The sequence below is a fragment of the Pelomonas lactea genome (assembly GCF_043555885.1).
Classification (GTDB): domain Bacteria; phylum Pseudomonadota; class Gammaproteobacteria; order Burkholderiales; family Burkholderiaceae_C; genus Pelomonas; species Pelomonas lactea.
Genome location: NZ_JBIGHX010000007.1, coordinates 330,749 through 343,970, shown reverse-complemented (window position 1 = coordinate 343,970; position 13,222 = coordinate 330,749). Strand labels below are relative to the sequence as shown.

Sequence of the window (13,222 nt, the reverse complement as noted above, 5' to 3'; positions counted from 1 at the left end):
GACCTACTTTCTTGCACGCGCAAGAAAGTAGGCAAAGAAAGCGCCCCTGCAAAACCGCCCCTGCGGGGTTCCCTGCGCTGCTTGAATCCCAAGGCCGCGCCGAACTCGCGTCGCTACGCTCTGCTCGAACAGTCGTCGCGAGTCAGTTCTTGAGGCGTGCTGCGCACGCGCCTTGGTATTCAAGCATCACAGGCGGTTTTGAAGGGGAGGCCCCGAACAGCCCGCCCCAACAGCCAACAGCCAAGCCCGCAAGCCGGCTGGCGCCGGCTGTTCGGGTTGCCCCCTTGAGCACCGTCGAGCAACGCAAGCCCCGAAGCCCGCGAGCGCAGCTCGCCTCAAGCACTGACTCACGACGACTGTCCGAGCAGAGCGTAGCGGCGCGAGTTCGGCGTGGGGCTTCGGGGCTTGCGTTGCTCGGGCCCCCGAGCGAAGCGAGGGCGGTGCGGTCGGGGGGAGCTCTTTGCCTACTTTCTGGCGGCCCAGAAAGTAGGTCGCCCGCCGGGGCGAAATCCCGGCATGGGCCTGGCCATCAAACAACAGCAGCGAAGTAGCAGACCACATCATGTCCATCCACGTCGCCCTCAAACACGTCACCCGCTACAAATACGACCGCTCCGTGCAACTCGGCCCGCAGGTCATCCGCCTGCGCCCCGCGCCGCACTGCCGCACGCCCATCCTCAGCTACTCGCTGCGGGTCGAGCCCGCCAAGCACTTCATCAACTGGCAGCAGGACCCGTTCGCCAACTACCTGGCCCGCCTCGTCTTCCCCGAGAAGACCACCGAGTTCACCGTCACGGTGGACCTGGTCGCCGAGATGGCGGTCTACAACCCGTTCGACTTCTTCCTGGAGCCGCACGCGCAGACCGTGCCCTTCAAGTACGACGAGGCCCAGCAGATCGAGCTGGCGCCCTACCTGCAGGCCGGCCCGGCCACGCCGCTGCTGGCCGCCTACCTGAAGGACATCCCGCGCGGCGAGCGCGCCACCATCGACTTCCTCGTCGACCTGAACCAGCGCGTGCAGCGCAGCGTGTCCTACCTGATCCGCCTGGAGCCCGGCGTGCAGACGCCGGAGGAAACGCTGCAGAAGGCCTCCGGCTCCTGCCGCGATTCCGGTTGGTTGCTTGTCGAACTGCTGCGCCACCTGGGCCTGGCTGCACGCTTCGTGTCGGGCTACCTGATCCAGCTCACGCCCGACGAGAAGGCGCTGGACGGGCCCAGCGGCACCGAGGTGGACTTCACCGACCTGCATGCCTGGTGCGAGGTCTACCTGCCGGGCGCCGGCTGGATAGGCCTGGACCCGACCTCCGGACTGCTCGCCGGCGAGGGCCACATCCCGCTCGCGGCCACGCCCACGCCCGGCAGCGCCGCGCCCATCAGCGGCGCGGTGGACGAGAGCGAGGTCGAGTTCGGCCACGAGATGAACGTCACGCGCATCTACGAATCGCCGCGCGTGACCAAGCCCTACACCGAGGCCCAATGGGCCGAGGTGCTCAAGCTCGGCGAGCAGGTCGATGCCGAATTGCACGCCGGTGACGTGCGGCTGACGATGGGCGGCGAGCCCACCTTTGTCGCCGTGGAGGACCGCGACGCGCCCGAATGGAACACCGAGGCGCTGGGCCCCACCAAGCGGCTCTACGCCCAGCAGCTGACGCACCGGCTGCGCGACGAATACGGCCAGGGCGGCTTCCTGCATTTCGGGCAGGGCAAGTGGTACCCCGGCGAGCAGCTGCCGCGCTGGGCGCTGTCCATCTACTGGCGCGCCGACGGCCAGCCCTGCTGGCGCAACCCCGACTGGTTCGCCGACGAGCGCGAAGGCCATGCCTACACCAGCGAGCATGCCAAGACCTTCATGGCCGCGCTGACCGCAAGGCTGGGTCTGCCCGACACGCATGTGCAGCCGGGTTATGAGGACACGTTCTACTACCTGTGGCGCGAGCGCCGCCTGCCGGTGAACGTCGACCCGTTCGACTCACGGCTGGACGACGAGCTGGAGCGCGTGCGCCTGCGCCGTGTGTTCGAGCAGGGGTTGTCGCACGTCGTCGGCTACGTGCTGCCCCTGCGCCATGCGGGCGATTCCCCGAACCTGGCCGGCGCGCGCTGGCAGACGGGCCCGTGGTTCTTCCGCGACGAGCGGCTGTACCTGTTCCCCGGCGACTCGCCGATGGGCTGGCGGCTGCCGCTGGATTCGCTGCCCTGGGTGGGCAAGAGCGACTACCCCTACCTGATAGCGCAGGACCCGTTCGCGCCGCGCGGCATGCTGCCGGCGTCGGCCACGCTGCGCGCGCAGGCGCAGGGCGTCGCGTCGACCGTGCCGTCGCCGGGCGCGGCGGCCGGCCGGGGTCAGCAGGTGCGCCACGGTTTCGCGCCGGGCGACTCGCCCTGGCCGCCATCGGCCGATGCGAGCGCGCCGGTGCGCTTCGAGAGCGCGCACTGGATCACGCGCACGGCGCTGTGCGTGGAGGCGCGGGACCCGCGCCGTGCCAACGGCCCCGCGGCCGAGGCCAAGGGCAGCGCCAGCGGCGTGCTGTACGTCTTCATGCCGCCGCTGGAAAAGCTGGAGCACTATCTGGAGCTGCTGGCCGCCGTCGAGGCCGCCTGCGAGGACACCGGCTTCAAGATCGTGCTGGAGGGCTACCCACCGCCGCGCGACCCGCGCCTGAAGCTGCTGGCCGTCACGCCCGACCCCGGCGTCATCGAGGTCAACATCCACCCGGCCCACAACTGGGGCGAGCTGGTGCAGCACACCGAGTTCCTCTACGAGGCCGCGCGGCAGACCCGCCTGTCCAGCGAGAAGTTCATGATCGACGGTCGCCACAGCGGCACCGGCGGCGGCAACCATTTCGTGCTGGGCGGCGCCACGCCGGCCGACTCGCCCTTCCTGCGCCGGCCGTCGCTGCTGGCGTCGCTGCTGGCCTACTGGCACAACCATCCCAGCCTGAGCTATCTGTTCAGCGGCCTCTTCATCGGCCCGACCAGCCAGGCGCCGCGCGTGGACGAGGCGCGCAACGACCAGCTGCGCGAGCTGGAGATTGCGCTCGCCGAGATCCACAAGCTGGCCGATCTCCACGGCGAGCAGGTGCCGCCGTGGCTCATCGACCGCACGCTGCGCAACGTGCTGGTGGACGTGACCGGCAACACGCACCGCAGCGAGTTCTGCATCGACAAGCTGTACTCGCCCGACTCCACGACCGGGCGCCTCGGCCTGCTGGAGTTGCGCGCCTTCGAGATGCCGCCGCATGCGCGCATGAGCATCGTGCAGCAGCTGCTGCTGCGGGCGCTGATCGCGCGCTTCTGGAAAGCGCCGTACCGCGCACCGCTGGTGCGCTGGGGCACCGAGCTGCACGACCGCTGGCTGCTGCCGCACTTCGTGCGCGAGGACTTCGCCGACGTCATGCAGGACATGCAGGACGCCGGCTACGCGCTGGATGCGGCCTGGTTTGCGCCGCACGTCGAGTTCCGCTTCCCCAAGCTGGGCGAGTTCGCCGCGCGCGGCGTTCACGTGACGCTGCGCGGCGCGCTGGAGCCCTGGCATGTGATGGGCGAGGAGGGCTCGGCCGGCGGCACGGTGCGCTACGTGGACGCGTCGCTGGAGCGGCTGGAGGTGCACGTCAGCGGCCTGGTGGACCCACGCCACCGCATCACCGTCAACGGCCAGCCGCTGCCGCTGCAGCCCACCGGCCGCGTCGGCGAGTTCGTCGCCGGCGTGCGCTACCGCGCCTGGCTGCCGCCGTCGGCGCTGCATCCCACCATCGGCATCCACGCGCCGCTGACGCTGGACCTCGTCGACACCTGGCAGCAGAAGTCGCTGGGCGGCTGCCGCTACTACGTCGCCCACCCGGGCGGCCGCAACTACGCGACGCTGCCCGTCAACGCCTACGAGGCCGAGAGCCGCCGCCTGGCGCGCTTCACGTCGCACGGCCACACGCCGGGCCGCGTCGAGGTGGGCGAGCCGCAGCGCAGCCTGGAGTTCCCGTTCACGCTGGACCTGCGCAAGGTGGATTGAGGCAAACTCGGGTCATGAGCATCGATCTGGCCGAACTCCGCAAGCTCTCGGTGGCTGAGCGCATCCAGCTGGCCGAGGACTTGTGGGACAGCATCGCGCTGCAGCCTGCGCAGGTGCCAGGGGTGTCTGATGCACAGAAGCAGGAGCTGCAGCGGCGCCTGCAGGCGCACGAGCAGGATCCATCGGCCGCCGTGCCGTGGGAGCAGGTGCACGCCGAGTTGATGGCGAGGTCTGGATCGCGCTGAGCCATGCGCGTTCTGTTCCGGCCCGAGGCTCGCGCCGAGCTGTTTGACGCCCAGGACTGGTACGAAGCCCGCGCGCCCGGGCTGGGCCGGGAGTTCGCCCGCGTATTCGAGGCGGCGCTGCAGGCAGCCTGCCGGCAGCCCGCCGGCTTTGCTGAAGCCGAGGAGGGTTGCCGGCGCGTCGTGCTGCGCCGATTCCCGTACTCGCTCTATTACCGGGCCACCGACGACGAACTGCTGGTCGTGGCCGTCTTTCATCACCGTCGCCCCCCGTCGGCCCGCGTGGGTCGTCGCTGAGTTTCATGCATATCGAGATCCAACCCGGCGTCCGCCTGTTCGTCGACATCGAAGGCCTGGGCCACGTGCCCGAGGGCCGCGCGCTGAAGGAGCGGCCGACGCTGCTGCTCATCCACGGCGGCCCCGGCTTCGACCACACCGGCTTCCGGCCCTTCTTCAGCCGCTTCACGGACGTCTGCCAGGTCGTCTACTTCGACCAGCGCGGCCATGGCCGCAGCAGCCCGCGGCCGCTGGAGGAGATGCGGCTGGACGTGTTTGCCGACGACGTCGTGCGGCTGTGCGACAGGCTGGGCATCGCCAAACCCATCGTGCTGGGCCAGAGCTTCGGCGGCTTCGTTGCGCAGCGCTACCTCGCGCGGCACCCGGCGCACCCGAGCAAGGTGGTGCTGTCCAGCACCTCGCACCACTTCGGCCTGGCGCGCAAGATCGAGCGCTTCGGCGCCCTGGGCGGGTCTGATGCCGCGCAGGCCACGCGAGAGTTCTGGGAGCGCCCCGGCGCCGACACCTGGGCCGCCTACGAGCAGCACTGCCGCCACCTCTACAACACCCGCCCCAAGCCGGCCGACGCCGGCGGCTGGATGGTGTTCAAGCCCGAGATCCTGTTCGAGCACACGCGCACCGAACTGCCCGGCATGGACCTGCGCCCCGGCCTGGCCGGCGTGCAGTGCCCCGTGCTGGTGATGGCCGGCGAGGCCGATCCCGTCACCCCGCCGCAAGACGCCGCCGAGATCGCCGCCGCCATCCCGCCGCAGTGGCTGGCCGGCTTCGAGCGCTTTCCCGGCGTGGGCCACGGCGCCTGGCGTGACGACCCGGCCGCCGCCGAGCGCGTGCTGCGCCGTTTCCTCACCTAGCCCTGGTCGGGGTTGCTCGACAATCCTCACCCACCCCGAACCGCCGCCATGTCCGAGCTCACCCCCAGCCAGTGGAGCCTGCTCCCCGATGAGCCGGAGCCGCCCACTGCCCCCGACCCGCTGGCGCTGGCCGCGTCCGCCGCGCTGCGCTGCCGAGACGGCCACTTCTACGAGCTGACGGGCCAGGTCAACCACCCCGGCGAGCCGCAGGCCGGCATCACCGAGCGATGGCAGCGCTTCTTCGCGGCCGGCGGCGCGGCCGGCTGGCGGGAGCTGTCGGCCAAGGCCTTGCGCGTGCAGCGCCGCGTGCTGGACGACGGCGCCAGCTACAACGTGCACAGCGATGCGCCCCCGCTGCCCGGCGACGCGGCGCCGCTGGCGCGCCACTGGCCGCTGGAGCTGCTGCCCATGCTCATCGAGCCGGGCGAGTGGCGCGACATCGAGACCGGCGTGCTGCAGCGCGCGCGGCTGCTGGAGGCCGTCATGGCCGACACCTACGGCGAGCGCACGCTGCTGCGGGAAGGGCTGCTGCCCGCGTCGCTGGTGCTGGCCCACCCGCAGTACCTGCGCGCCATGCACGGCAGCACGCCGCCCGGTGGCGTGCACCTGCACGTGCTGGCGTTCGACCTCACGCGCGGCGCCGACGGCCACTGGTGGGTGGTGGGCCAGCGCACGCAGGCCGCGTCGGGCCTGGGCTATGTGCTGGAGAACCGGCTCATCATTGCCCAGCAGTTCCCCGAAGCCTTCCGGCAGATGCAGGTGCAGCGGCTGGCCGCCAGCTACCGCGACTTCATCCAGGCGCTGATGAAGCTGGCGCCGGCCAGCGCGCGCGGCCACCAGGCCCGCGTGGCGCTGCTGACGCCCGGCCCGCGCAACGAGACCTATTTCGAGCAGGCCTTCCTGGCCCGCTATCTCGGCATCACGCTGGTGGAGGGCGCTGACCTGACCGTGCGCGCCGACAAGGTCTACCTGAAGACGCTGGGCGGCCTGGAGCGTGTGCACGTGCTGCTGCGCCGTGTCGACGACACCTGGCTGGACCCGCTGGAGCTGCGCCCCGAGTCCATCCTCGGCGTGCCGGGGCTGCTGCAGGCGGCGCGCGCGGGCGAGGTCGTCATCGCCAACGTGCCCGGCGCCGGCTGGCTGGAGAGCCCGGGCCTCACGGCGTTCTGGCCCGGCGTGGCCGAGCGGCTGCTGGGCGAGCCGCTGAAGCTGCCGGCCATCCAGAGCTGGTGGTGCGGCGAGGAGACCGCCTGGCGCGCGCTGCGGCCGCGGCTGGCAGAGTTCGTCGTCGTGCCGACGTTCTCGGCCAGCAGCACGACGCCTCATTTCGCGCCCATCGTCGCCGCCGAGCTGCCGGACGGCGAGCTGCGCGCGCTGGCCGAGCGCATCGACGCCGACCCCACCGCTTACACGCTGCAGGCGCGCGTCAAGCCCACCAAGCAGCCCGTCTGGGTGCGCGGCGCGCTGGAGCCGCGCGTGGCCGTGCTGCGTGTCTTCGCGCTGACCGACGGGCAGGGCGGCTGGACCGTGCTGCCCGGCGGCCTCACGCGCGTGGCGCCGCGGCGCGACCCGCTGGCCGACGCGTGGCTGTCCATCCAGCGTGGCTCGCTGAGCGCCGACACCTGGGTCATGACCGACGGCGAGGTCGACCCGACCACGCTGCTGGCCCAGCCGCTGCAGGCCGCCGACCTGCGCGACGCCCACTGGACCGTGACCAGCCGCGCCGCCGAGAACCTGTTCTGGCTGGGCCGCTACACCGAGCGCGCCGAGAACAGCGCGCGGCTGGCGCGGCACGTCATCGAGGCCAGCGTCATGGTGCAGCGCGGCGCCATGCCGCCGCCCATGCTGCCGCTGCTGGACGCGTTGGCGCGCCGCCATGGCCTCGTCGGCGCCGATGCGCCGCGGGCGCCGGACGACCCGCGCGGCTTCGAGCGCGCGCTGCTGGCGGCGCTGCTGCCGCGCTCGGGCGTCAACAGCGTGGGCTGGAACCTGCGTGCGCTGCAGAACTGCGCGCAGGCGCTGCGCGAACGGCTGTCGCCCGAGGCCTGGCGCCTCATCCACGAGGCCGCGGCGCAGTTCGAGCAGCACCTGCGCGCGGTGCTGGACCGGCCCGGCACGTCGGTGCCGATGACCGACGTGCTGGGCGTGCTGTCGCGGGCCGACACCCACCTGGCCGCCATCACCGGCGCGCAGACCGACCGCATGACGCGTGACGACGGCTGGCGGCTGCTGTCCATCGGCCGGCAGATCGAGCGCCTGTCCTTCCACGCCGACGTGCTGGCCGAGGCCTTCGTGCAGCACGGCCCCGGCCCGGCCCTGGCGCAACCGCTGGCGCTGACGGAGGACGGCTTTGCGCTGTTGCTGGGCGTGTTCGACTCCACCATCACCTACCGCGCGCAGTTCCAGGCGCGCCGCGAGGCGGCGCCGCTGCTGCACCTGCTGGTGCACAACACCGACAACCCGCGCTCGCTGGCCTGGGTGGCGCGCACGCTGCGCGAGCGCTTCACCAAGCTGGCCCGCCACGACCCCGGCTGGGCCGCCGACATCGGCGCCGAGCTGCCCGCGCCCGAGACCTGGCCGCTTGCCGAGCTGGCGGCACCGGGGCCGATGCTCGTCGAGCAACTGCGGCGCGCCGCCGCGCAGGCCGGCGAGCTGTCGGCGCTGCTGAGCCACCGCTATTTCGCGCACGTCACGGGCGGCGAGCAGAGGGTGTGGCAATGACCGTCACGCTGGCCGTGCACCACGTCACCGAGTACACCTACGAGGCCTCGGTGGAATGGGCGCACCACACCGCCTGCCTGGCGCCGCGCGAGACGCCCTGGCAGGCGGTCAGCGGCTGGCACCTCTCCATCGACCCGCTGCCCGACGGCTGGGGCATCGAGGGCCAGGAGATGGACGACGTGGCGCTGGCCCGGCACCTGCGCCGTGATCCCTGGGGCAACCGCCACCTGAGCTTCGGCCATGCCCGCGTGCACGAGGAGCTGCTGGTCGACAGCCGCTTCACCGTGCGTCTGCTGGACCGCCCCGCCCCCGACCCCCACCGTGGCCCCGCCTGGGAGGCCGTGGCGCAGGGGCTGCGCTACCGCGCCGGGCGTGCGCTGCAGGAGGCCGACGAGTTCGCGCTGGCCTCCGCCTACGCCGCGCCCGACGCCGCGCTGGCCGCCTACGCGCGCCGCGCCTTCCTGCCCGGCCGCACGCTGGCCGCGGCGGGCCTGGCGCTGATGCACCAGATCCACGCCGACCTGCGCTACCTGCCGCACAGCACGACGGTGGCCACGCGCGCGTCGGATGCGCTGGCGCAGCGCAGCGGCGTGTGCCAGGACTTCGCGCATGTCTTCATCGCCGCCTGCCGCGCGCTGGGGCTGGCCGCGCGCTACGTGTCGGGCTACCTGCTGACGCGCCCGCCGCCGGGCCAGACCAAGCTGGTCGGCGCCGACGCCTCGCATGCCTGGGTGGAGCTGTGGTGCCCCGAGCAGGGCTGGCTGGCGCTGGACCCGACCAACGATGTGCCGGCCAACCTGGACCACGTGACGCTCGCCTGGGGGCGCGACTACGCGGACGTGGCGCCGCTGCGCGGGGTGCTGCGCGGCGGCGGCGTGGCCACGCTGCGCGTGGGCGTGACGGTGGAGCCGATCGGCCAGCCAGGCGCCTGATCAACTGCCCAGCAGCGGCAGCACCGACACCACCATCAGCAGGGCCGCGCCCCAGTTGAAGGCCTGCAGCGCGCGCGGCCGGTGCAGCCAGCGGCGCATCTGCTCGCCCAGCAGCACCCAGGAGCCGCAGCAGGGCAGGTTGACCGCCACGAACACCGCGGTGATCAGCCACGCGCCGAGGCGGCCGTAGGCCGTCACCGCCGTCAGCGCCATGGCCCAGGCCTTGGGGTTGACGACCTGGAGCAGCGCCGCGGCGACGAAGCCCATCGGCCGCCCCTGTTCGCGCCCGTCCGCCCGAGATCTTGCGCGAGCTGGCCGCTGATGGCCGCTGATTGCCGCCTGACCAATGCCGAGCTGTCCCAGCGCATCGCCCTTTGCCCATCCGCCTGCCTGCGCCGGGTGCAGGAGCTGGAGCGGCTGGGCGTCATCAAGGGTTACCGGGCGGTGCTGGACCCGGCGCGCCTGGATCTGGGCTTCGTGGCCTGTGTGGCCATCGGCCTGTCGCGTCACACGCCGGCCGAGCAGCGGGGCTTTGAACAGGCCATGCGCGATTGCCCGGTCGTGCGCGAATGCCACAACGTCACGGGTGCATTCGAGTACCTGATCCGCGTGGAAGTGGCCGACCTGCCGGCCTACAAGCGCTTCCATGCCGATGTGCTGGGTGGCCTGCTGCAGGTCAGCATGATCACGAGCTACATCGTGATGGAGTCGCCCAAGGACGAGCGCGGCTGAGCCGCACGGCGCTGGCGGCGGCGCCACCACAGCCAGGCACCGGTCGCGAACAGCGTGGCCGGCAGCAGGCCGAAGGCCGTCCACAGCAGCCGGGCCACCAGGCCCAGCGCCTCGCCGCTGTGCAGCGGAAAGAAGCTGTCGACCAACTGGTTGCCCGCCGGCGCAGCGAGCGGGTCATACCGCGCCAGCATGCGGCCCTGGCGGTCCAGCCGCACGCGGGTGTAGCCGGTGGATTCGCGCAGCTCGCCGGGCTGCAGAAGCCGCACCTCGACCGGACCCTTGCCGGCCAGCGTCAGGCGTGACCAGCGCGCCGCCGGGAATTCCTGCTGGGCGGCTGCCACCCAGGCGTCCGGCCCGACGGCGGGGCCCGAGGCGGTGCCCGTGCCCGTGCCCGCGGCCGGCTTGGGCAGCTTGGCCAGGCGCTGCAGCGGCAGCACGGCAGCCACGCCGTCACGCGTGGGATTGGGAAACACCAGCGCCGCCCCGGTCAGCGACACCACCAGTGCCACCGGCAGCAGCCACAGCCCGGCAGCCCGGTGCAGTTCGTACCAGCGCCGGGCCGGCGGGCCCTGCCAGCGCACGCGCAAGGCCTGGCCCCAGGCTTTCAGGCGCGGCCCGGCGCTGCGTGGCCAGGACAGCCACAGGCCCGTCAGCGTGAGGCCGGTGAAGAGCAGCGCCACCACGCCGGCGACGACATGGCCGGTCTCGCCGCCGAGCAGGTGGCTGTGCAGCTCGTACAGCAGCGGCACGGCATGGGCGGCGTCGAAGCGCACGGCACCCCGCTCCCGCGAGCCGAGGTAGCGGCCGCAGTGCGGGTCGATGAAGTGTTCGGTGCGCCAGCCGGTTCCGGGCTGGCGTGCTTCCCAGACCTGGTAAGGCCCACCCGGCTCGCGGGGCGCCACCACCGTCTGGGCGCGGGCGCTGGGGGCATGGTCGGACAGCAGCGCCAGCGTGTGCGCCACCGGCTGGCCGGTGGCCGGGCAGGCCTGCGCCGGCGCGCGGAACCAGGCCGGGTTCAGGGCCGCGTCCAGCGATTGCTGCCACACCATCAGGCTGCCGGTGAGACCCAGCAGCACCAGCACCAGACCGGCCAGCAGGCCGACCCAGCGGTGCAGCAGCGTGAAGAGCTTGCGCATGGTCAGAAGTCGCGCCGCCAGCTCAGCGTCCAGGTGCGGCCGCGGCCTGCGTAGTAGTCGTCATTCGTGCCGGAGTAGTTGGCCTCGCCGTAGTAGGTGAAGTAGCGGCGGTCCAGCAGGTTCTCGATGCCCAGGCCCCACTGGCCCCAGGCCGTCTGCCAGCGGCTGGCGAGGTCCAGCACGGTGTAGCCGGAGAAGCGCTCGGCCAGCGAGGTGCTGCCCGAGGTCTTGCCCAGGTTGGCCTCACGGGGCCGGTAGTGCGACAGGTTGAGCTGCGTGCTCCAGGCGCTGCTGGGCGTCCATTGCGCACCGAGCAGGAGCTTGTCCGGCCCCTGCGACCGCGCGCCCAGCATCAGGTCCAGCGGCTGGCCGGCGGCACTGGCCGTGCGGCCCAGCGTGCGGGCATAGGTGCCGTTGAGCTTGAAGGCGGCATTGAAGCGGTGCTCCGCGGTGAGCTCGACGCCCTCCACCTCGATGGGCACGCGCTGCACCGTGCCGATGCCGTTGGACACGACGATCTGGCTGCCCAGCTCCGAGCGGGACCGGTAGACCGATGCGGACAGCGTCGTGCTGCCGCCGCGCCAGTTGGCGCCGACCTCGTGGTTCTTCACGACGATGGGCTGCAGGTCGACCAGCTGACCCACCGACTGGTTCGCGGTGCGCACCGCACGCAGGATGAGGCCGGCGTCCGGTGGGCCGAAACCCTCGTTGTAGGACGCAAACGCCGACCAGCCGCTGCGGCCGAAGCGCCAGATGCCGCCCAGGCTCTTCACCAGCTGGTTGGCGCGACGCTCGCCGCCGGTGACGAGGGTGTTGCCGTAGAAGGCCAGCGTGCGGTAGGTGTCGACCTGCAGGCGCGTGTGCTCGTCGCGCAGGCCGCCGCGCACGGTCAGCGGGCCGGCCTCGTACTCCAGCTGGGCGAAGGGCGCGAGGCTGCGGTAGTGCAGGGGCGGCACCCAGGTGCGGCCGGTCTGCGTCAGGCGCTGCGAGGAGGTGTCGTCCAGCAGGTCCAGGCCGGCGGTGAGCTCCAGCCCCTGCAGCCCGACGTCGGGCCGCACCCAGCTGCTGCGCAGGCCCCATTTGTCGGCCACCACTTCGCTCTGGTCGACGAGGGTGCCCACCGGCGCGAGGCTGGCGTCCTGGAAGGTGCTGATCAGGCCGCCGCTGTAGCGCGCCTTGAAGTCCTGCTTGAAGAGCTGCACGCTGGCGCGGCCGCCGGCGAGGTCGTCATGTGTCCACTCCAGGCTGGCCGAGCGCACGCGGTTGCGCGGCGCGTCCCAGGCCGGGCGCCCGTCGGTGGAGGTGGTGGGCTGGCCGGTCGCGCGGTTGCCGGGCACGTCGATCCGGTCATCGAAGCCGTCGGCGTTGAACCCGTTGACCATGATCTGAAGGCGTTGCGCACCGAACTCGGTGCCGGCCTTGAGGAAGAGGTCGGCCGAGCGGTGCAGCGACTCGGTTGCCAGCGGCCGGCCGGCGCCATCCACGCCGCTGTCCTGGCTCGAGGTGCCGGCGTAGAAGATCACATCCCAGGGCTGGCTGCTGGCGTTGCCGTTGCTGCGGTGCTGCAACAGGTAGCCGGTCTTCCAGCTGCTGCTGTCGCCGTCGAACTGCGTGCCCAGCTTGACCTCGACCGCCTGCTGCGTGCCTGCCCGCGTCGGGCGGCGGGTGATGGTGTTGATGATGCCGCCGGTCGCGCCCATGCCCTGGGCCGCGGAGGCGCCGCTGACCACCTCGATGCGCTCCACGACCATCGGGTCGGCGAAGTAGCCCTCGCGGCCGCCGAAGCGCAGCGGGTTGGTCTGCGGAATGCCGTCCAGCAGCAGCAGCGCATTGCGGCCGCGCAGGCCTTCACCGAAGTTGCTCAGCTTCTGCCGCGACGGCGCGTAACCGGGCACCTGCTGGGCCAGCAGGGCGCTGGGGTCTTCGCTGACGAGGGTCTGGGTGTCGATGTCGGCGCGGGAGATCACGCCGACGGCGCCGGGGATGCGGTCCAGCGCCTTGCTGCCGCGCGTGGCCGTGACGAGCACGGCTTCGAGCTGCTGGGTGGGGACGTCGGCGGCGCGTGCGCCAGGGCTGAGCAGCGCGGCGCCCAGGGTCAGGACGAAGGGATGCCGGCTCGGGAGTCGGCGGCGGGGCGGTTTCTGATCGGCAGTGGCAGTCGTGCGAGGCATGGCGGGAGCAGGGCAAGGGGGCGCGCAGGCCGGGCGGCGACAACGTCGCCGTACCAGGGCGGCCCGGGGAAAGCCCGGCAGTGTATCTTGCGAATGAGAGTGATTCGCATTAACGACAGTGCAATGCCTGCCGCGTG

At 72.1% G+C, this 13,222-nt stretch carries 10 protein-coding genes; 7 read left to right on the top strand and 3 right to left on the bottom strand.

The features are described from left to right. The first annotated feature begins 562 nt into the window (after positions 1 to 562). Genes ACG04Q_RS19725 through ACG04Q_RS19700 form a run of 6 tightly spaced genes read left to right on the top strand, consistent with a single transcriptional unit; the run spans position 563 to position 9,046 of the window. A complete protein-coding gene (locus tag ACG04Q_RS19725; RefSeq protein ID WP_394513001.1) occupies positions 563 to 4,003 on the top strand; it encodes a transglutaminase family protein in 3,441 nt (1,146 codons plus the stop codon). Between the two features lie 14 nt (positions 4,004 to 4,017). Beyond that, the gene (locus ACG04Q_RS19720; protein ID WP_394512999.1) at positions 4,018 to 4,248 is read left to right on the top strand and encodes an addiction module protein; all 231 of its coding nucleotides are present in this window, start codon (positions 4,018 to 4,020) and stop codon (positions 4,246 to 4,248) included. Positions 4,249 to 4,251: 3 nt separating this feature from the next. Further along, on the top strand, positions 4,252 to 4,542 hold the full coding sequence (locus ACG04Q_RS19715) for a type II toxin-antitoxin system RelE/ParE family toxin (RefSeq protein WP_394512997.1): 291 nt from the start codon (positions 4,252 to 4,254) through the stop codon (positions 4,540 to 4,542). A 5-nt stretch (positions 4,543 to 4,547) separates the two neighbouring features. Next, positions 4,548 to 5,393 (top strand): alpha/beta fold hydrolase, encoded by an 846-nt coding sequence (locus tag ACG04Q_RS19710; RefSeq protein WP_394512996.1) that lies wholly within the window; start codon positions 4,548 to 4,550, stop codon positions 5,391 to 5,393. Between the two features lie 48 nt (positions 5,394 to 5,441). Further along, on the top strand, positions 5,442 to 8,114 hold the full coding sequence (locus tag ACG04Q_RS19705; protein WP_394512995.1) for a circularly permuted type 2 ATP-grasp protein: 2,673 nt from the start codon (positions 5,442 to 5,444) through the stop codon (positions 8,112 to 8,114). Then, complete coding sequence (locus tag ACG04Q_RS19700; RefSeq protein ID WP_394512994.1) at positions 8,111 to 9,046, top strand: transglutaminase family protein; 936 nt, start codon at positions 8,111 to 8,113, stop codon at positions 9,044 to 9,046. The genes ACG04Q_RS19705 and ACG04Q_RS19700 overlap by 4 nt, the downstream gene beginning before the upstream one ends. Here the strand turns inward: ACG04Q_RS19700 and ACG04Q_RS19695 are convergent, their stop codons facing one another. Beyond that, positions 9,047 to 9,313 carry a hypothetical protein gene (locus ACG04Q_RS19695; RefSeq protein ID WP_394512992.1) on the bottom strand — a complete coding sequence of 89 codons (267 nt, stop codon included), beginning with the start codon at positions 9,311 to 9,313 and terminating at the stop codon, positions 9,047 to 9,049. A 54-nt stretch (positions 9,314 to 9,367) separates the two neighbouring features. On the opposite strand from ACG04Q_RS19695, the gene ACG04Q_RS19690 reads away from it, so the two are divergent. Then, positions 9,368 to 9,778 (top strand): Lrp/AsnC family transcriptional regulator, encoded by a 411-nt coding sequence (locus tag ACG04Q_RS19690; RefSeq protein ID WP_394512991.1) that lies wholly within the window; start codon positions 9,368 to 9,370, stop codon positions 9,776 to 9,778. On the opposite strand, the gene ACG04Q_RS19685 is transcribed toward ACG04Q_RS19690, so the two are convergent. Both ACG04Q_RS19685 and ACG04Q_RS19680 read right to left on the bottom strand, forming a co-directional pair. Continuing rightward, positions 9,739 to 10,914, bottom strand: coding sequence for a PepSY-associated TM helix domain-containing protein (locus ACG04Q_RS19685; RefSeq protein WP_394512990.1), 1,176 nt, complete (start codon positions 10,912 to 10,914; stop codon positions 9,739 to 9,741). The two genes, ACG04Q_RS19690 and ACG04Q_RS19685, sit on opposite strands and share 40 nt — an antisense overlap. Before the next feature lie 2 nt (positions 10,915 to 10,916). Continuing rightward, positions 10,917 to 13,085 (bottom strand): TonB-dependent receptor, encoded by a 2,169-nt coding sequence (locus tag ACG04Q_RS19680; protein WP_394512989.1) that lies wholly within the window; start codon positions 13,083 to 13,085, stop codon positions 10,917 to 10,919. Positions 13,086 to 13,222: the final 137 nt, after the last annotated feature.